Raw genomic sequence first — 20,539 nt, forward strand, 5'->3', positions numbered from 1 at the left:
GCTCGGCTCGCTGGCCCGCTTCTTTCTGACCGCCGATGCTGACGTGGATCGCGTCCCGAGACCTGGCGTTCATCCTGTGCGTACTGGGACTCCCCCTCGGCACGGGACTAAGCCTCGCCATGGACGCCATAGGCTGTCGAGGCTTGGGCAACTGGCGCGACCTCCCTCCGGCCCCCTGGCTGGTCCATGCGGGCACCTGGGGGCTGTGCTACGTACTAGCCGTAGCGGTGCTGCAACGAGGTGCGCTGGCCCTGGCCACGGTGCTTACCCTGCAATGGGTGGTGCAGCGCAGCCATCAGGCGAAGTGGCAGAGCCTGAAGGAGCCCTTCCTGGTGCAGGACTTCGAGTACTTCCTCGATGCCATCCGACATCCAAGGCTCTACCTGCCGTTCTTCGGTATCGGCCTGGCCCTGGGTGCCAGCCTCGCCGCCCTGATGGCGGTGTCGGTCTTCGTCTTCCTCGAACCCTGGCTGCTGGATCAGCTCTCCCTATCCTCCATGGCGCTGCTGCTGGGCGGCCTGGCACTGGGGCCAGCCACTGCTCTGGGGCTTGGCCTGCGGCGACTCCCGGCGGCCTCCCTGGTTCCGTGCCAAGACCACCACCACTTGGGACTGTGGAGCTGCTTCTGGGCCTACGCCCGCTTCCCCGATACCCCCATCGACACCACCCAGGCTCCAGCGCTCCTGCGCCAACCGCCATCACCAGTCTCCCAGGAGTCACTGCCACACCTGGTGATTGTCCAGGGCGAGTCGTTCTTCGATCCACGCCCCTGGTACGACCAGATACCCCTGGATGTGCTCGCCCACTGGGATCGCCTGAACGAGCAGTCCATCACCCACGGCTACCTCAAGGTGCCGGCCTGGGGCGCCAACACCATACGCAGCGAAACGGCCTTTCTGTGCGGGCTGGACGAGGATGCTCTGGGCATGCATCGCTTCAATCCCTATCGTCAGCTGTCCCGCCAGCCGGTTCCCAGTCTGGCCAGTGCCTGCGCTCACCTGGGTTACCGCACACTGGTGCTGCACCCCTACCCCGGCGACTTCTACCAGCGCGACCAGGTCATGCCTCGGCTGGGATTTCAGGCATTCGAGGACATCGAAAGCTTCAGGCATTGCCGTCGAGATGGCCCCTTCATCGCCGACGTCGAGCTCGCCAGGCGGGTCACACAAGCCCTGGATGATCCAGACCCGCGCCCACTGATGGTGTTCGTGATCACCATGGAAAGCCACGGCCCCTTTCTGCTGGAGCCAGCGCCCGATCCACTGCGCTGGCTCGCTGCCGACGCCTCGCGCCCCATGGCCGTGACCCACGAACTCGATATCTATCTCCATCACCTGGCCAATACCGACGCCATGCTCGGCGCCCTGGCGGCGACCCTCACCAGGCAATCGCGCCCGGGCCTGTTGTGCGCCTATGGCGACCACGTCCCTATCCTGTCTCCCAGCTATCGCTGGCACGGAGAGCCCGATGGAACAACGCCTTTCATGATCTGGAGCAACCGACCCCAGACCACACGACGGCCGGAGCCACCGTCCGACCTGTCGCAACTGGCCGAAGCACTGCTCCACACCATCGGGTGCCAGACCACGACCGTCGCCACAGGCTCCCTCGGGCGCTCCCTCCACCGCCATTGCAAGGAACCGCTATGACCAGGCGCGTCGCCATCATCGGAAACGCTACCCGCTTTCCTGGAGTCCCCGGAGAAACCCTGTGGCAGAGCCTGCTGGCGGGTCGGGATCTGGTCACAGAGGTGCATGCATCGCGCTGGGACTGGCGCCGGTTCTATCATCCCGACCGTCGTTCGCCCGGTACCAGCGTGACCTTCGCCGCCGGATCACTCGGCGACATCGGCGGCTTCGACGCCGACTTCTTCGGAATTTCTCCCAGGGAAGCGGCGACCATGGATCCCCAGCAGCGCCTGCTGCTGGAGCTGACCTGGGAAGCGCTCGAGCACGCGGGCGTCCCCCCCTCGCGCCTGCGCGGTAGCCGCTGCGGGGTCTATATCGGCATCTCCAGTCCTGACTTCGCCTATCGGCATACCGCCGACCTGGCCTCTCTGGGCAATCTGTTCGCCACCGGCAACACCTTCAGCATCGCCGCCAATCGATTGTCTTACGTGTTCGATCTCAAGGGACCCAGCATGGCCATCGACACGGCCTGCTCGTCTTCCCTGGTAGCCTTTCATCAGGCCTGTCAGGCCATTCGCGCCGGTGAATGCGACACCGCCCTGACCGGCGGCGTCAGCCTGCACCTGCATCCCTTCGGCTTCGTCGCCTTCTCCAAGGCCGGCATGCTGTCGCCGCGAGGCCGTTGTCGCGTGTTCAGCGAAGACGCGGACGGCTACGTGCGCTCGGAAGGGGCCGGCATCTTCGTGCTCAAGGCGCTCGATCAGGCGCTCGCGGACGGCGACCCCATCCTCGCCGAAGTCGCCGCCAGCGGCACCAATACCGACGGACACAAGTCAGGACTCACGGTACCCAGCGCTCAGGCTCAGGCCCAACTGTTGACCGAGGTCTACGCCCGGGCGGGGATCGATCCCGACGGACTGGACTACCTGGAAGCCCATGGGACCGGCACCGCCGTCGGAGATCCCATCGAAGTCACCGCCATCGGCCAGGCCCTTGGGCGACATCGTCACCACCCATTGCCGATCGGCTCGGTCAAGAGCAACATCGGCCACCTGGAGACAGCGGCCGGCATCGCCGGACTCTACAAGGCGCTGGGTTGCCTGACCCAGCGCTTCGTCCCCGCCACCATCGGTGTCGATCGCCTCAATCCTGAGCTGCACCTCGACGAGGCCAATGTGGACGTGGTGCTGACACCGCGGACGCTCCCCGAAAGCGGCCCCTTAACCGTCGGTATCAACAGCTTCGGTTTCGGGGGGGCCAACGCCCACGTAGTGCTGACCACGCCGCCGCCACCGTCACTGGTGCGATCGCGACCGACGCCACGAGTCTCTTTCGAGCAGCCGCTACCGCTGCTTGTCTCGGCCCACGACGAGGAAGCGCTGGCTGCACTGGCAAGTCGGCTAAGCGACCACCTCGAAACGCACCAGCCAGCCCTCGATGCCCTGACCTGGACCCTGGTTCACCACCGCGAGCGCCTTGACGAACAGGCGCTGACCCTGGTGCGGGACCATGACGAGGCCAAGGCGGCCCTGGACTCGCTGAAGGACACGACGACCGCTCCCCACAGCAGCGCCCCCAGGGTGTGGCGCCAGCGACGCCTGGATGCGCCCCAGGGGCCGGTATTCGTCTACACCGGCAATGGGTGCCAATGGTTTGGCATGGGGCGTGACCTGCTCTCGACCAGTCCCACCTTCGCCGATACCGTCGCGCGGGTGGATGAGCACTTCCTGCCCATCGCCGGCTTCTCGTTGCTCGAGGTACTGGCCAGCAGCGATGATCCGGCCCTGCTCGAAGACACCGTGGTGGCCCAACCGGCGCTATTTGCGATTCAGGTCGGGATCACCGCCTGGCTTGACGAGGCGGGGATCACGCCCACCGCGGTGGTCGGTCACAGCGTCGGTGAGGTCGCGGCGGGCTGGGCCTGCGGCGCACTATCACTGGCTGAGGCGGTGACCGTGATTGCCCACCGCAGCCGCCTGCAGGGCAAGATCCGTCATCAGGGAGGCATGACCGCGGTGTCCTGCTCCGCTGACACCATCGCCACCTGGCTCGCACAGCCACGCTTCGCCGAGATTTCCCTGGCCGGGGACAACAGCGAAGGGAATGTCACGCTGGCGGGACCGTTGCCGGCGCTGGCCGAACTGGAAGACGCCTTGCGGGCCGCGGGCCATCGATACCTTCGCCTGGCGTTGGACTACCCATTCCACAGCCCACTGCTGGATGGCTTGAAGACCCCGCTGCTCGAGGCGCTTGCCGATCTGGACGGATCAATTCCACGCTTGCCGATGATCTCCACCGTCGAGGGTGGCGAGACCCACCGCCCCCTCGGCGCTGACTACTGGTGGCAAAACCTGCGGGCGCCTGTGCGCTTTCGCCAGGCCATCGAGTCGCTGATCGATCGCGGTGACTCGGTGCTGGTGGAAATCGGCGCCCATCCATTGTTGAAGCGATACATCGAGGAGCAGTGTCGCCTGCGGGGGCATCAGGTCCTGCATATCGCTACCCTGACACGCCAGGGCCGGGCCCTGGACGAACTCACCGAAGCACGGGCGCGTCTGTGGCTCAGTGGAGCCCTGGATGGCTTTTCCCCCTGGTTCGAACGGCCCCTTGCCCCCATCGAACTCCCCGCCTACCCCTGGCAACGTCGCCACCACTGGACCCGCCCGAGTGGCCTGGGCCACAACCCGCTGGAGCAGCGTGACGAACATCCCCTGCTGGGGGCTCGCCAGGCCCCGGACGAGTCGACGTGGATCCAGCGTCTGAGTGTTGCCACGCAGCCCGCTCTCGCGGACCACCGGGTCGGGGAGACACCGGTGCTGGCCGCAGCGGCGCACGTCGAGATGGTACTGGCTGCCGCCATCACTTCGTCGCCAGACACCACCTTCGAAATCAACGACCTGGAGATCCTGGCGCCGCTGGTACTGGACGCCTCTGTGGGCAAGCTGGCGCGGCTCACCCTGGCCGATCAGGGGCGTGTTCAGTTGACGGTACGCGACCTCGACCCGGCAGCCGCCTGGCAGTTACACCTCAGCGCCCGCCTGGCCCCTGCCTGCCAGGGCAGTCTGCTGCGTTCGGCCCCTCCGCTTGAGCCGGCCAGTGAGGAGCACCTGGATGGCGAGACCTGGCTGGATAAAAAGGCCTGCATAAACAGCGACGCCCACCTGGCGCTCGCCAGGTCGATGGGGCTCGACTACCGCGGCGAGTACCGTAGCCTGGGCCGGATCTGGTGCCAGGACGATGAAGCCATCGGCGAGTTCACCGTCAGTGAAGACACTCCTTGCTGGTGGTTGCCACCCGGTCTGCTCGATGGCGCCCTGCAACTGTGCCTGCCACTGATGAACAACGCTCAGACGCCGCCGACGCAGGGCTACCTGCCCGTGCGCCTGTCGCGCATGCAGTTCGACAAGGACGGCGGTCGACCGACCCACGCCCGCGCCGTCATTACGCGACGCTCACCACACTCCTTCACCGCCGACCTTTGGCTGTACCGCAAGCATCGTTGCGTTGCTGCCCTCGAGGAGGTCCGCTTCGCGACAACGCCACTAGCCCTGCCAACCTCCTCGTCCACCGAGTGGCTGACCACCCGCCTGACCCCGGCGCCACTGGTACCTACCCCCTTGGGCGAAGAAGGCAGGCGACTGGCCAATGCCCTTGCCGGCATCATGTCAGGCCCAGTGGGGCGCGACCTGGAGGAGCTCAGCCTGCTGTTCGAGCGTCTCAACGTTGCCTGGCTCGAGGAGGCCTTCGTCGCCGCTCGGCCCGATATCGAAGGCGACGGCCTCGGCAATAATGAACTCTACCGTCGACTTCTGGCTCAGTACCCGACAGGCGCGACAGTGACCTCCTCGGAGGTGCAAGCGTCTCCTGCGGCGGTCGATATCTGGCGCCTGCTGCTGGCGGAGTACCCTCGGCAGTTCCCTCTGCTTGGCTCACTCGGGCGTTTTGGCCTGCATCTTCCCGGCCTGCTGGAGGGCTCGGTCGAGCACATCGAAGGGCTGACCCTCGACGCCGCTTCGCTGATCCCGGAAGCGTTGTGGCAGGCCCTGCACGACGAGGTTCTCGCCAGCGTTTCCCGGATCCTGTCGACGCTACCCTCGGCACAACGGCTGCATCTGGTCGAGGCGGGATGCGCGGCGCCTCGGTTGGGCGAGGCGTTGAGCCAGACACTGGACCCCGATCGCCTCATGGTGGACATCCTGCCCCCAAATGATGGCTCCAGCCAACGCACCCAACCGCTGATCGAAGCGTCCAACGGTGCCGCATCGCTGCCCCCCTTCCATACCGCCCCCGGCGCCCAGCTGGCCTGGGTGGTGAGCACACCGACGGATCTCGAGGTCAGCATCGAGGCAATCGACAAGGCCACGGCGCGCCTGGCACCGCACGGGCAACTGCTGATACTGGTCCTGCCCCCTACAGGGTGGTGGCGAGCGCTGGGCTCCCTGCGTCCTGACGCCAGACCGGCCACTGTCGAGGCGATCTGCCACCACCTGAGCCAGGCCGGGTTCAGCGTCGAGGCGCGTCCCCCGACAGAGGCCTCCCATCTTCCGACTCTGCTGAGTGCCGTGCCCTCGGCAAGCGCTCGCCCCACCACCGAGACCGGTTCGGACGAGCCTCTTGCACAGCGCGACGCAGCCACCTTGCTGGTGGTGGATGCTGCCAGTCGTGCTCTGGGTGAGCGGCTTGTACAACACATGCCCTCGGGTGCTACCCGCTGCGTGACATACAATGATCTCGAGTTGACGCTTGCCGCCCCGTCCTCGCTTGCGGAGGTCACCTCAGCGCGCGCCTCGAACGCGCAGCAAGCGCCGAGTGCCCGGAAAGTGGTCGCCCCGCAAGTTGTCGACCTGCGAGCCGCCGTACCGTCTCGGCAGACAGGCGGTGACCTCGAGACCCACCAGGCGGGCCTGGATGCCCTTGAGCGACTGGGTGACTGGGCAAGGACATTGGCGGATCGCCACGGGACGCTGGTCGTGGTGACTCGCGATGTCGCCGCGCTGTTCGGCGCTGATACCCCCGATATCGACCTGTACCAGGCTGGCTTGTGGGGGGGCTGTCGCTCCCTCGACAACGAACTGCCGAACACCCGCGTACGGCTGGTCGACCTGGCCTCGGGAGAAGCGGCGTTGGTGGCCTTGGCGCAGGATCTGCATCACGACGATGGCGAGGATGAGGTGGTCATCGACCACCACGGACATCGCCGGGCACTGCGCGTGCGTCCTGTCGCCGACACACCGCCAGCGCTCACACCACCCCCCACGCCAGACCGAGTAGCGTCCAGGGTGACCCTGGAAATCGCTCATCCCGGTCAGCTCTCGCGCCTGCAGTGGCGAGCCCACCCGGCACGGTCGACGCTCGCCAAGGACCAGGTCCGAGTAAGGGTCCTGGGCACGGGTCTGAACTTCCGTGACGTCATGTATGCTCTCGGCGTGCTCACCGATGAGGCGCTCGAGCAGGGCTTTTCCGGCGCCACCCTGGGGCTCGAGTTCTCCGGTATCGTCGAGGCGCTGGGCGAAGGGGTCACCCAGTTCGATATTGGTGACCCGGTGGTCGGGCTGGGGTCGGCCTGTTTCTCTAACCATCTGGTGGTCGAGGCCGACTCGCTGGCCAGGGTGCCGACAGGTCTCGACCCGGTGGCCGCTGCCGGGTTGCCCACGGCGTTTCTCACCGCCTGGTACAGCCTCGAGCATCTGGCTCGGCTATCGCCCGGGGAACGGGTGCTGATACACGGCGCTGCCGGCGGTGTCGGTCTGGCTGCCGTACAGTTGGCCCGGTGGCGAGGGGCTGAAGTGCTGGCCACCGCCAGCAGCCCGCACAAGCGTGATCTGCTGACACTGCTGGGTGCCGAGCGCTGCTACGACTCACGCAGCCTGGCCTTCGCCGAACAGATCCTCGCAGACACCGATGGCCAGGGTGTCGATGTGGTGCTCAACTCCCTGTCCGGCGACGCCATCCATCAGAACCTGCGTGTGCTGGCGCCTTTCGGGCGCTTTCTCGAGCTTGGCAAGCGAGACTTCTACCAGGATACCCCGATGGGGCTGCGCCCCTTCCGTCACAACCTGAGCTACTTCGGCATCGACTCCGATCAACTGCTGTCACATCGTCCCGCGCTCGCCCGCCAACTGTTCCGACAGGTCATGGACCGTTTTGCCGAGGGCGCCTTCAGCGCCCTGCCCTATACCACCTTCACGACCACCAGAGTGGTCGAGGCCTTCCGCCATATGCAGCAGGCGCGGCATATCGGCAAGATCATCGTGACGCACCCTTCAGCCGCTGCCAGTCCGTCTCCTGACACACTCCGCACAGGCTCAGCCTCCAAGACCACCATGCACCCGCATGGCGGTCCGAGAAACACCACCAATAGCTCTACCAATCCGGCTTGCATGGCGCTGGATACCGAAGGCTGTTACCTGGTGAGCGGTGGGTTGTCCGGCCTGGGCCTGGCCAGTGCAGAGCGACTGGTGAGGCGCGGCGCTCGCCATCTGCTGCTGCTGAGTCGCTCGGGCGTCAGCAGCCCGGAGGCCAGTGCCGCTATCGCCGCCATGGAAAGACAGGGCGTCACGGTAGAAGCGCCAGCGCTGGACGTCACCGATGAGCAGGCCCTGGCTGGACTGATCGAGGAATGCGGTTCCCGGCGCCCACCGCTGCGTGGCGTCATTCACGCCGCCGCCGTCATCGAAGACGGCCTCGCGCGACAGCTGACTCGCGAGCAGCTGGACGCGGTACTCGGCCCCAAGCTGTTGGGCGCCATCCTGCTGGACCGCCTGACCCGCCATCACGACCTGCAGCACTTTGTGCTCTACTCCTCGGCCACCACCCTGTTCGGAAGTCCCGGGCAGTCCGCCTATGTGGCGGCCAACCTTGGCCTGGAAGCGCTGGCCGTGCGGCGCCGTCAGGCGGGGAAACCCGCCACCTGCCTGAGCCTGGGCATCATCGAGGACACCGGCTTTCTGGCTCGTCACCAGACCAAGCGTCAGGCCCTGTCCCAGCGTATGGGGGGTGGGCAGCTGAGCGCAGAGCAGGCGCTGGACGCGCTGGAACGAGCACTCGCGGCAGGCGTCAGCAACGCCGCCGTCATCGGTGCCATCGACCATGGCTTCATCCAGCGGCGCTTTATCGAGTTGCGCCAGAACTCCGGTGAAGCGGACCGCCAGGCAAGTAGCAACGACGACCTCGATCTATCGGCGCTCGATGAATCGTCCCGCCGCAAGGCCGTCGAAGCCATCCTGCGTCGACAGTTGGCGAGCATCCTGATGCTGGACCCGGAACGCATCGACAGTGGGCGCAGGCTCTCCGAGTTCGGTTTCGATTCGCTGATGGCCGTCGAGCTGGTATCGGCCATCGAGACCCGGCTTGGCGTGAAGGTGTCCGCATTGGCCCTCGCCGACGCCGCGACCCTGCATCGCACCACCCTGTTGATCTGCGACCTGCTGGAAAGCCCCGAGCTCGATGCAACCGACGAACACGCTGCGCTGGCCTACAGCCACGCAGTCTCCCCTCCTGCTCCTGCACGCGAGGTGACATGAATCCTGATGACCGGAAGGCATTGAAAGACCGCCTGCTCAACCAGGCCAGGGCGATCGACAGCGCTCGTCATGCCCAGGCAACGCCCATCGACCGCGCTGTTTCAACCTCAGAGCACTACCCGCTGACCGAAACACTCGTCACAACCACCGACTTCCGCAGCCTCGAAGGCTATCGCCGCATCGCCATGATGAGGACGCTAGGGGACTCCCTCGGTATCACCAGCCCCTTCTTTCGCTGTCATCAGCGTAGGGCGGGGGCTACCAGCCGACTCGGCGATCAGGACGTCATCAACTTTGCAAACTACGACTATCTCGGCCTGGCCGGCGATCGACGTGTCCTGGACGCCACCCATCAGGCGATCGAGTACTACGGCACCTCGGTATCGGCCAGTCGCATTGTCGCCGGCGAACGCCCCTTTCACGGGGCCCTGGAGCGTGAGCTGGCACACTGCTACCAAAGTGATGATGCGCTCGCCTTCGTCAGCGGCCACGCTACCAATGTCTCCACCATCGCCATGCTGGTGGGCACCAGGGACCTGATCATCCACGACAGCCTGATCCACAACAGTGTGGTGGTGGGCGCCAGCGTATCCGGCGCCACTCGCATGAGTTTCCCCCACAACGATGCCCAAGCCCTGGATCGTCTGCTGTTCGACCATCGCGATCGCTTCGAGCGCGTACTGGTGGTAATCGAAGGCCACTACAGCATGGACGGTGACACCCCGGACCTGGCACGTTTCGTTGAGGTGAAGCGCAGGCACCACTGCTGGCTGATGGTGGATGAAGCCCACTCGCTTGGCGTGTTGGGGGCAACCGGGTTAGGTCTTCACCAGCATTGCCGAGTGGCTCCGGGAGATGTAGACATCTGGATGGGCACCCTGAGCAAATCCCTTGCCTCCTGCGGAGGCTATATCGCCGGGTGCCAAGCACTGGTGGATACGCTGCGCTACCTTGCGCCAGGGTTTCTCTACAGCGTCGGGCTGGCACCGCAACTGGCCGCACCAGCACGCCGCGCTCTGCAAGTGCTGCAGGAAGAGCCCTGGCGAACCGCCAGGCTGACGCAGAACGCTCGACGTCTGCTGGACGGTATCCAGTCCCTGGGGCTGAATACCGGCAGCAGCGAGGGACATGCCATCGTGCCACTTATTCTCGGCAGCTCCGCCAGGGCAGCCAAGCTGTCCCATGCGTTGCTGGCGGCGGGTATCAATGTGCAACCCATCCTGCACCCTGCAGTGCCAGAACGTAGCGCTCGGCTGCGCTTCTTTGTCAGCTGCGAGCACCAGCCGGACCAGATCGATCAGACCCTGTCGGCCCTGGGAGGGCTGATCAACTCAGATTGACGCTCCCCCACCTTGCAGGCAGCCCAGCCACAAAAACAGATAGCGAGCGGCGGCCACGGATGGGGAGAGGGAATAGGGATAGGGATAGGTACCAAGCTTCAATGAAAGAACAGGAAGCAGGGCTAGATAAGGAAGAGAGAAAGAGAGAGTAAGAAAGGAAGGAAGTTAGGAAGGAAGGAGGTTAGAAAGGAAGGGGGGAGGAAGGAGAGAAGGAGAGAAGGAGAGAAGGAGAGAAGGAGAGAAGGAGAGAAGGAGAGAAGGAGAGAAGGAGAGAAGGAGAGAAGGAGAGAAGGAGAGAAGGAGAGAAGAAAGCACCAATCACTGTTGTCTATACAGCATTTGCTCCCTTGGAAACTGTTGTCTGTTTCAGCACTGACGCTCACCCCAGAAGGCATGGTGGTGGGCCGCACTGCCGATATCCCGGGCCTTTTCCAACGCCCGTTGGGCCATGCGATGGGTTTCCCGTGGAGACTCCAGCAACCGGACGAGGCAGCGCTGCCAATCCGCGGGATCATCATCGACCAGCAGTCCATCTTCCCCGTCGCTCACGATATTGCTGTAGGGGGCACGCCTGCTGAAGAGGCCCACACCCCCCATGGCGGCAATCTCCAGAAACTTGATATGGGACTTGGCAGTGTTGAACGTTGTCGGCCACAAGGGAGCCAGCCCCAGATGCAACCGCGATCCTTTCAAGTGCCTCAGATAGGTATGCCAGGCCATGGGCGCGAGCGCGCCCACACGATCATGCTCACGCAAGGATTGCGGAGTGTAGCGCCCCATTGCCACTTCCAGCATCAAACCAGAGTGGGCCTCGAGAACGCTGACCAGTGCCGAGCTGATTTGCTCCAGATCCCGCCGGTGGGCCCGCGTACCGTGGTAACCCAATCGCCATCCCGTCGATGTTGCCTCGGGGGTGGCCATCTCCGGGGAAAAAAGCAGCGCAGGTGCCAGCGTCACCACCCGGGAGTGGCGCGGCCTGATTCGTGCCGCCAGCTCCTCGTTTGGTACGACGACTTCGTCGGCCAGGACCAGTAGCCTGGGCATAATCCGGCGCGACACCCACCCCATACGCTCACGATAGTCCATCGGTAAGCCAGGATCCCTGGCGGCAGCATCAAGATCATCATCCAGCAGGTAATGCACGCTGGCGACCTGAGCTCGTCGCGTCTCCAGCAGATCGATCCAGGCTTCGGACAGGCTTCGACAAACGATGATCTGTGCCCCGGCCAAGGTGCGATCCAGCCAGGGCCAGCACAGCAGAGGAGACGCCCACCGACGGGTATCAAGGCGAGTCACTGTCGCACCTGCATAGCGAAGCCAGGGCGCAGCCGTCGCCATGAAGTAGATGTCCTCGGTGGGCAGAGCCCCATCACTCAGCAACAGCCAGCGAGAACCACAAATGCCAGAACCCCGGGCCATGGTGAACGCCTCTCAACGCAGAGAAAAATCCTCGTGAACCAGCGTCAGATTGGGGTTGTAGGCCGGATCCCGATCAAGCTGCTCACCCCAGGTGTGGCGCATGTAGAGTACCTCTCCGATGGCCCTGGCTCGCTTGCTGGCATTGTCATCGGCACCACGCGACTCGGATTCGTGGTGATAGAGTTCAGCGTCGGGCGTCCATACGTTTCGATAACCCGCCTCCCGAACCTTTAGACACAGGTCCACATCATTGAAAGCGATCGGCAAATCTCGCGCGTTGAGGCCGCCCACCTGCCGATAGAGCGCCTTGCGGATCAACAAGCAGGCACCGGTCACCGCAGAGTAATTCTGCGCTAGCGCCAGGCGAGAAAAATACCCGTTGGCATGGCGGCTGAAATACTTGTGAGCGTGGCCCGCAACGCCCCCGATACCCAACACGACACCGGCGTGCTGGATGGTATCGTTGGGATAATAGAGCTTGGCGCCGACACAACCGATCTCCGGCCGCACGACGTGCCGCACCATTTCCTCGAGCCACTCTTCGTTGATGGGTTCAATATCGTTATTGATAAGTCCGAGCACATCACCACGTGCGTGATACGCTCCGAAATTGTTGATGCCGGAATAGTTGAAGCGATGGTTCCAGGCCAGAATCCTGACCCGGGGGTCTCCCTTGCCGATCTCGGCCAGATAAGCCAGTGTCTCCTCGCATCGCGTCCCGTTGTCGAGGATCAGCACCTCAAGCCTGGAATAGCGGGTACGAGACAGGATCGCATCGACGCATGGTGCCAACAGATCGACACGATCACGCGTAGGGATCATCAGGCTGACCAGCGGGAGCGGATCCGGCAGAGGCCAGCGGACACGATAGGTATTGGGCAGGCGCCCAAGCTCGACGGTGGCACCGGGACTGCTTCGTGCCAGATGGTCGGCGACCGCTCGCAGCCCTGCACGGGACGTATAATCCTTGGCGTTGCTGGTCATGGCCGTGGAGCCGGGACTGGCACGCCAATGATAGAGAATCCTGGGAATATGGACGATGCGATCAGGCTCTGTGTGGGCACAGACTCTCAGGGCCAGATCATGGTCCTGGCTGCCCTCCAGCCCCTTGCGGAAACCTCCCAGTTGCCGTACCAGCGCGGTGTCGAAGACACTCAAGTGCGCCATGTAGTTCTGGGCCAGCAGCAGATCAGGATTGAAGCAGGGCTTGAAGTGAGGTTCGCAGCGCACACCACGCTGATCCACCTTGTCTTCGTCGCTGTACACCAGCACCGGTCGTGGTGAGCGACTCAGCGCCTCGGCGACATAGCTCAAGGCACACGGAGTCAGCAGGTCATCATGGTCCAGTAGCGCCACGTAGGGCCCAGCGGCCATGCTCAAGGCCGCGTTGGAGGCCTCACAGACATGGCCATTAGTTTTCTGGCGACGCAGAACTATTCGAGAATCACGAGCCTCAAATTGCTCCAGCAACGCTATGACTTCGCGGTTTCTGGAGGCGTCATCAGCGATACAGAGTTGCCAATGATCATAGTCCTGGCGAAGCACAGACTCGAGACAGTCTTTCAGATGTTCCGGCGCAGGATCATGTACCGGCAGCAAGATCGACACAATCGGCCTGAATGTATCCGTCCTGGCTGCTACTGCGGTGTCCACACATGACTGCGCAGCTCGCTCGGCAGCAGCACAGCGACGCTCGAGCGCCAGGCTACGGCGGCGTTCATCCTTGCCTCGCCACCCGTCAAGCCCACCACGAATCTCGTCCAGCTCAGCTCTTCTATTCCTGGAACGCCACCCACCTTCGAGCGCCGAGACCATAGAGGTCTTGTCGCAATCATCCGAACTTCTATCCGAACTACTATCTGAACTGCTATCCGAATTCTTATCCCATCCGCGCTCACGCAGCCATTGCACATAGCTTCGACCCGAGCAGAATCGTTCGAACGTTTCCTCGTAGTCCGACAGGGCAAGGTCGCGCCAACAGGTACCGTCCTGGAGGGCGCGGTGGCGAAGCACTCCCAGCACTTCCTGCTTCGACACATCACGCCAGCGATGGTGCATATTGACCAGACGCTGGCTCAGGCGATCATGCGCGAACCAGGGGGAGAGCCAGACGACGCGAAAGTGGCGGATCGCAAAGTATCCCGGCGACTCCATCGGGTCAAATCTCAACCGGCGCAGTCGTCGCTTCACGTAGATCAACCGCTTGGTAATACGTCCACCCTTGAGCGGAAGGGTCAACGACTCGTCTTCACTGAAGCCTTCCCCCGTATCGAAGTAAAGCCTGACAGCAACGCTATGCTGGTCGTGGTCCAGGTCCAGCTCCACCATATGCCAGCCAGGCAACGGTAGGTGCCGACACAGCAGGAACTGGGGGTCTTCATCCAGCGACTCCCACTCCCAGTCCCCTCCACTCGCCTGCTGTCTCAGGCCATGATGAGGCTGCCAGTGTCGCTGAGGCTGAACGACCAGGTGGCATAGTTCGAGAAGACCTTTCAGCCACGATCGTGTTCCGCCACCTCGATTGGCACCTTCCATACCCGCCGCTCAGTTGCTGGCCACAGCGACTCGACGCGGCCCCGGCGGGAACCATTGTCCGGTCTCGGCAACACGACACTGGACCCTGTCACCCGCAGACAGATTCACCTTCAGCTGGAAGCCGACATAGCCGCCACGGGGAAGCTTCAAACGAGCCATGGACGGACGGAGCTGGGTGGCCGACACAGTGTCGCGATGTTCGTCATTGACCCAGACTTCGACGTCCACCGGGGTATCAGCACCACCTTCCCACCAGGCCCACCCCCCCACCCGCTCGGCATCGAACTGCGTCAGTCGAGCGTGAGCAAAGGGGAGATTGTCGCGATAGAGCTGGATGCGCGATTCGAATAGCTTGCGACAACGCTCGTAGAGCGCCAGATCCAGCGGGTTGAGTTTGCGGAACTCCTGTTCATCCTCCGGCGCGATGTCATGCAATTCGCCCACCTGCGGCTTCCCCCGGTTGTCCTCACGCTGGGCGATATCGATGCCAAAGCGAGCATTGATCAACTCCAGGCTCTCCGAGTAGCGTTCGGTCAAGCCGACCATCCCGATCGCCTCGACATCGACCCCCTTGAAGATGCTCGACTGGCGATCAAGCATCAGAGGAATCTTCATGAAGTCGCGGAAGCTGCCCTTGTACTGATGAATCCGCTGAAAGTGCGAATACTCGGAAGCCGCCCGCTGCAACGGTTCGCGAACAAAGGTCACCGCGCGATCGACGCCACACAGCGGGACATACTTGGCCGCGGTGACGTGTCCTGCCAGCATCATCGCCTGGTTGTCCAGGCTCCTGCGATACAGGCGCCAAGGATCGGGGGACTCGCCATACATGCACTCGCGTGTCAGGACGCTGGTCTGAGATGCATCCTGGCCGTAGTCATAGACGATCTTGTCGAAGCCAAAGGCGCGCTCAGCACCGTGACGAAAACTGGTTCCCGCCGTCTTGGGTATATGTACGAAAAACAAGGGTTTCATGGTGGAGTCTCCTGACAAAAGCGCCGCAGGAATCAGTCCTGCGGCGCGGCGTGGCAAAAGGGATAGGGGAAGACGACACGGGATCCGGTGGCGGAGCCACCTCCACACTCCAGACGCGTCACGATGTGCCGACAACAAGATCACTCCCCCCCACCAGCACTGAAGCATTGGCATGGAGAGAAACGGTCACATGATCGCCTTCTTTCAAAGGCGCCGGATGCAGCCAGCGAAACCCGCAATAACCATCCACGGATTTGCCGGAACGTCGTAGATCGGGTCGATAGAACCCCACCCTTGCACGCCCCGCGTGAACACCATTGACGAAGATGTTCACTGCCAGACCACTGGCCTTGCCGTTGCGGTCCGTCACCCAACCACAGACTGCGTTGGCGTCAAAATGATCGATGGCTCCCACCAAAGGGCGATCTAGCACGGTGTGCTCTGCCAGACGCTGTTTCAGCGCCGACATCTCCCGAGCCAGGCGGGCAAGCTTGCCGGCCTGGAACTCATGAGCAACGTCGTTGATGTCGTAACGTCCGAAATATGCCTCGCCCTTGTCGAAGTTGGCGCCTCGCGTAGCACTCCCCCTCAATCGCTTGCGCGAGAACTCCTCACGCGACTTCACCGCGTAATGGTGAACCCGAAGCGGTCCCTGATGGATCGACCGCGTACGCCCACCACGTGGGTCCGACTCACCACTGCCGTCCGGCGAGCCAACGAAGTCCTCGATCACGTCCCCTGTGGCATCGACATATTTCCAGGCCGATACCAGGGTAGAGGAATGACAATAGGGCGCCTTGACATGGTCGACGCGTACCAGGCTCTTGGTGTGACAATCTGCGCTCGCGCCTGGTGCAGTGCCACAACGGGTGAAACGTTGCAGTACCGGTTCAGATCGCGCCTCTTCAAGCCCCGAGGAGCCGAAGCATTTCCAGTTCACGCTGACGCTTCCCACATCACCCGACGCCACCAGCCTTTCCAGCTCGCGACATTCCTCACCGTGACGCTGGCTTTCGTGCACAAGAAACTCATCGGCATCGAGAAACATGACGTAGTCATGCTTTCCCAGAGCCAGCCCAAGGATGCGACGATAGGCCAACTGCTGCGACCTGCGCTCAAGCACCGGCTGGTACAGCAGGCTGACCTCTCCCAGATCTGCCAGCGCTTCGAGCAAAGAGCGGGTGCCGTCGTCGGAACCGTTGTCGGCCAGAATGACATGCCCAAACCCTGCCAGCCGATGCCAAGCTACCCACTCGACAAGGTAATCCACCTCATTGCGGACGATACCGGCAACACAGAACTTCGCCATCTCTAGCCCACCCTGACCGGAGAGTTGCCAAGATCGACAACGTCGTTCACTACTCTGGCTCTGACACTGGCGTCCTCGCTCAAGCTTTCACCGGCAGGAAGGGTGAAGGTGAAGCCACATGGCTCGTTCGCGGGAGCACCGCCACCGGGGTTCGGTTCGTTCGCCACCACCACACCCACGGACCGGTCATCAACAAAAACTTCTACCTCAGCATGCTGTTGCTTGTGTACATAGCGCGCCCAACCGCTGACACGTCGTGAATCACATGAAAGAAGTTTTCCCTGTGACTTGGTGATCCGGGTTGCCTCTATATAGTCTTCTGGTTCAGGATCGATAAAGGCCAGTGCCGTCTGGTGTTCCTCCTGCGAGGGAGAAATTCCGCAAAAGGACTCGAGAGTGGAAAGAAAGGCTTCGGGATAAGCACTGGCCTTTTCGTAGGAGACGAGCATGGCACGCGGAGACTTCTGCCTGACAAAGCGAAGCGTCTTTCTATACTGTGACAGCGCTCTGTCCATGCCCTCGGTAATTTCGGCCAACATGGAAATAGAATTCCGCTGCGCTATTGAAAGAATATCCTTGTAGATAAACACATACCTGGCATTCGGCAATAGAGCGTCTACTTCATCCAGATGGTCGATGATGGAAGGTCGCTTCCAGCCCCAGCGGGTGTACCTGGTCTGGTACTCCTTCACAATCAAAGCTGTCTGAGCCATGTCCTGCTTTTCGAAAGCCTCGGAAAGTCTGACGTCTTCGTACACAGGGTGTGAGGCACGGTCGCCCATGAAGACGCCAAGCTTGGCCAACACGCCAGCGACCATCGAGGTCCCGCCTCGCGCGGTTCCAATGACGATGATAGGAGATGGCATCTTGTCATCCTGGTCCCCTATGACCACGACTCCCTTGTTGATCAAGGCATCATTCTTGGGCATGTCCCCTCCTGGGATACGTAGTTTCTCCGAATACGACGACCCATCAAGAAAGCCATCAACGACCTCCGATGGAGAAGTCTTCTCGGCTTCTTGTGAGGCAAGGGCTGTAGCTGGGGTCGTGTTCGATTATTTTTCCCCAGGCCTTCTGCATGTAATCTATCTCGGTGTTGAATCTGGCAACTTTTTCTGGGTTATCTTCTGCTCCACGACTGATGGATTCGTGGTGATACAATTCAGCGTATGGGGTCCAGATATTACGATACCCGGCATCGAGCACCTTCAGGCAGAAATCAACGTCATTGAAAGCGACCTTGAGGTCCTGTTCGTTCAGGCCTCCGACTTCCTCATACACCGACTTTCTCACGAGCAGACACGCCGCTGTCACGGCAGATACAGACTGGACCACCTTCAAACGGTTGAAATAACCGCCGGACTCTCGAGGAAAGTGCTTGTGAGAGTGCCCTGCTACTCCGCCAAGCCCAACGATGACGCCTGCGTGCTGAATGGTGTCATTCCCATAGTATAGTTTTGCGCCGACACAGCCGACATCCTCGCGACAGGCATGAGAAACCATCTCCCGGAGCCAGTCTCCATTGATCACTTCAACATCATTATTTACCAAACCAATGATGCTTCCCTTGGCATGCTCTGCACCAAAATTATTGATAGCTGAGTAGTTGAAGGGGTGGTCGTACCTGAGAACGCTTACCCTGGAGTCTTCAGCCTGAATTTTTTCAAAAAATTCATGCGTCTCAGGCTCTACACTGCCATTATCAAGGAGAATAATCTCGTAGTCTGTATAACGTGACTTCTCCAGGATGCTGCGCACTGCCAGCTCTGTGACGTCCTTCTTGTCTCTCGTAGGAATCAACATGCTCACCAACGGTGCCGGCTCAGGAATAGGCCAACGCACACGATAGGTATTTCCCACAATCCCCTGCTCTACAATCGCACGCCCATCTGCTATTCCTTCAATATGGTCTTTCAGCGCCTTTACACCAGCTGAGGTCGTGTAATCCTTGCCCTCTTCAGCCAGTGCTGTCGAACCCTCGATAGCGCGCCAGTGATAGAGAACTCTGGGAACGTGGGAAATTGAGCCAGCGGTCAGGTGTGGTATGCAACGCAGCACCAGATCATAGTCTTGCGATCCCTCTACCCCGACTCGAAACCCCCCAATTTTCTCGATCAACGAGCGTCGATATACGCCCAGATGAGAAACATAGTTTTGCGAATAGAGAAGGTCGATGTTCCAGTCTGGCTTGAAGTGAGGCTCGCAGCGCATGCCCTGAACATCGATCTTGTCTTCATCACTGTAGATCAACTGGGCATCGGGATTCTTTTCCAGCTCTTTTGCAATAAAGTACAACGCATCTCTGGCCAATTCATCATCGTGATCGAGCAATGCCAGATAGTCACCAGTGGCCATCGACAGGGCGTCATTAGTTGTCTTGGAAATATGCCCATTATCCGGCCGAAAATGTATTTTTACGCGTTTATCTTTGCTGGCATAGTGCCTGAGTACTTTTTCGACATGTGGTGATGGAGAGGCATCATCCACAAGGCAAAGCTCCCAGTGGGGATAAGACTGTGCGATGACCGAGTCGATGCAAGCTTTCAGAAGCGTTTCATCGGTATTGTAAACCGGCACCAACACCGAAATTAATGCAGGACTCTCAAGGCCCTCAAGATAGCTGCGGATGGTTTCAGAGCTCGGCAGGCCATTGACTTCTACCTCATCTATCCATTTCTGGTAGGAGAGTTCGGCCTCGTTGACAATAAAGGTTTCCGCGTACTCTTCGAGAAGGCGGGTCTCGCGTGCGGCGTCGTCCTCGGCATCCGCCAACTCGGCTTTCTTTGCCGTCCCGTCACCTTCATCCGTTTCCGGAGCAGATCTACCCACTCCCGCAAGGACCTCGGCCTTTTTCAAGTCCATGTACTCAGGAGCAGTCTCGACAAGACGCCCGGCAATCGCATCCCAAGCCTCTTCGGCATCGACATTGTCGATGCATAGTCGCTCCAGACGGAAGCTTCCTTCCCGCTCCCATGGGTCAAAGCGTATGTTGACAATACTTCGCTCAAGCTGAATCACCCTTGTCGCCAGTTTCCCTGACTGGAAGGGTATGGGATAGGCGTGAGTTTCACTGAAGCCCTCTCCGTGATCGATATATAGCTTGGCGACCTGGTGCTGATACTCGCCACTGAGAACAAATTCGATACGACACCACCCAGGCTCGATGACTCGACCTCGGCGATGACGAACGACGAAGGCCGGATCGGTACCGTGGGAACGCCAATGGAACTCCCCTTCCAGGCGGCGCTCGAGCTGCTGGGCAGCGGCAAGCGTAAATTCACAGCCTTCGCAGCACTTCAGATATCCATCCAGCCCCGACCAAGGGTGCGGGATCTGTGGCGTCTCGATCTTTTTCAGCACCGGATCCTCCAACCGGAACTCTCCAGGTCGAGTCATCGGGTCCAGCCGCAATGCCTGTGTTCCCATCGGCAAGTAAATGACCAGGCTCTGGTGGCCGCTCTTTTCCACATGACGGGCCCACACGATATCTGCCTGGAAACCATCGCCATAATCAATATAGAGACACTGATCCACTGCCTGAGTCGCCGAAAAGTCGTATTCGAGACTGAACCATCCACCTTGGCGAAGCACAGCGGGATTGATCGGGGTGAGCAGGAACTGTGGATCTCCACCGCGAGATACCCAGACCACCTTGTTATTGCGGGTCATCAGCTCCAGTTCATGGATCGGCAGCAAGTCCATGCGGGAGCATTTTTTGATGTACTTGTGATACAACCCACCGAGATCTCTCAGCGGTTTGGTCGCTCGCCAACTGAAGGAAGTCTGCATTCGCCTCAGGCGTGCCGACAA

At 61.4% G+C, this 20,539-nt stretch carries 9 protein-coding genes; 3 read left to right on the forward strand and 6 right to left on the reverse strand.

Features of this window, described 5'->3' with window-relative positions; genetic code table 11:
* Positions 1-35 precede the first annotated feature (35 nt).
* Genes NFG58_RS20150 through NFG58_RS20160 form a run of 3 tightly spaced genes read left to right on the forward strand, consistent with a single transcriptional unit; the run spans position 36 to position 10,491 of the window.
* Positions 36-1,649, forward strand: coding sequence for an LTA synthase family protein (locus NFG58_RS20150; protein ID WP_348827238.1), 1,614 nt, complete (start codon positions 36-38; stop codon positions 1,647-1,649).
* Positions 1,646-9,151, forward strand: a complete 7,506-nt coding sequence (locus NFG58_RS20155) for an SDR family NAD(P)-dependent oxidoreductase (RefSeq protein WP_348827239.1) — start codon at positions 1,646-1,648, stop codon at positions 9,149-9,151. Before NFG58_RS20150 ends, NFG58_RS20155 begins: the two co-directional genes overlap by 4 nt.
* On the forward strand, positions 9,148-10,491 hold the full coding sequence (locus NFG58_RS20160; RefSeq protein WP_222516341.1) for an aminotransferase class I/II-fold pyridoxal phosphate-dependent enzyme: 1,344 nt from the start codon (positions 9,148-9,150) through the stop codon (positions 10,489-10,491). Before NFG58_RS20155 ends, NFG58_RS20160 begins: the two co-directional genes overlap by 4 nt.
* Before the next feature lie 366 nt (positions 10,492-10,857).
* On the opposite strand, the gene NFG58_RS20165 is transcribed toward NFG58_RS20160, so the two are convergent.
* The 6 genes from NFG58_RS20165 to NFG58_RS20190 form a co-directional block, all read right to left on the reverse strand.
* The gene (locus NFG58_RS20165; protein ID WP_348827240.1) at positions 10,858-11,721 is read right to left on the reverse strand and encodes a glycosyltransferase; all 864 of its coding nucleotides are present in this window, start codon (positions 11,719-11,721) and stop codon (positions 10,858-10,860) included.
* 201 nt (positions 11,722-11,922) lie between these two features.
* Positions 11,923-14,238: a glycosyltransferase gene (locus NFG58_RS20170; RefSeq protein ID WP_348827241.1), complete on the reverse strand. Its 2,316-nt coding sequence runs from the start codon at positions 14,236-14,238 to the stop codon at positions 11,923-11,925.
* Between the two features lie 216 nt (positions 14,239-14,454).
* The gene (locus NFG58_RS20175) at positions 14,455-15,420 is read right to left on the reverse strand and encodes a sulfotransferase family 2 domain-containing protein (RefSeq protein WP_045992418.1); all 966 of its coding nucleotides are present in this window, start codon (positions 15,418-15,420) and stop codon (positions 14,455-14,457) included.
* 118 nt (positions 15,421-15,538) lie between these two features.
* Positions 15,539-16,729 (reverse strand): glycosyltransferase family 2 protein, encoded by a 1,191-nt coding sequence (locus NFG58_RS20180; protein ID WP_124804635.1) that lies wholly within the window; start codon positions 16,727-16,729, stop codon positions 15,539-15,541.
* 2 nt (positions 16,730-16,731) lie between these two features.
* Positions 16,732-17,658: a sulfotransferase gene (locus tag NFG58_RS20185; protein WP_348827242.1), complete on the reverse strand. Its 927-nt coding sequence runs from the start codon at positions 17,656-17,658 to the stop codon at positions 16,732-16,734.
* Positions 17,659-17,713: 55 nt separating this feature from the next.
* The gene (locus NFG58_RS20190; RefSeq protein ID WP_348827243.1) at positions 17,714-20,518 is read right to left on the reverse strand and encodes a glycosyltransferase family 2 protein; all 2,805 of its coding nucleotides are present in this window, start codon (positions 20,516-20,518) and stop codon (positions 17,714-17,716) included.
* Positions 20,519-20,539 lie beyond the last annotated feature (21 nt).

Source organism: Halomonas sp. RT37 (genome assembly GCF_040070525.1).
Taxonomy (GTDB): domain Bacteria; phylum Pseudomonadota; class Gammaproteobacteria; order Pseudomonadales; family Halomonadaceae; genus Halomonas; species Halomonas litopenaei.

What these genes read in the sequence shown, in the direction of transcription:
- NFG58_RS20150 (WP_348827238.1), top strand. Translation starts at nt 36, where the DNA reads ATGCTGACGTGGATCGCGTCCCGAGACCTGGCGTTCATCCTGTGCGTA.
- NFG58_RS20155 (WP_348827239.1), top strand. Translation starts at nt 1,646, where the DNA reads ATGACCAGGCGCGTCGCCATCATCGGAAACGCTACCCGCTTTCCTGGA.
- NFG58_RS20160 (WP_222516341.1), top strand. Translation starts at nt 9,148, where the DNA reads ATGAATCCTGATGACCGGAAGGCATTGAAAGACCGCCTGCTCAACCAG.
- NFG58_RS20170 (WP_348827241.1), bottom strand. Translation starts at nt 14,238, where the DNA reads ATGGTGGAGCTGGACCTGGACCACGACCAGCATAGCGTTGCTGTCAGG.
- NFG58_RS20175 (WP_045992418.1), bottom strand. Translation starts at nt 15,420, where the DNA reads ATGAAACCCTTGTTTTTCGTACATATACCCAAGACGGCGGGAACCAGT.
- NFG58_RS20180 (WP_124804635.1), bottom strand. Translation starts at nt 16,729, where the DNA reads ATGGCGAAGTTCTGTGTTGCCGGTATCGTCCGCAATGAGGTGGATTAC.
- NFG58_RS20185 (WP_348827242.1), bottom strand. Translation starts at nt 17,658, where the DNA reads ATGCCCAAGAATGATGCCTTGATCAACAAGGGAGTCGTGGTCATAGGG.
- NFG58_RS20190 (WP_348827243.1), bottom strand. Translation starts at nt 20,518, where the DNA reads ATGCAGACTTCCTTCAGTTGGCGAGCGACCAAACCGCTGAGAGATCTC.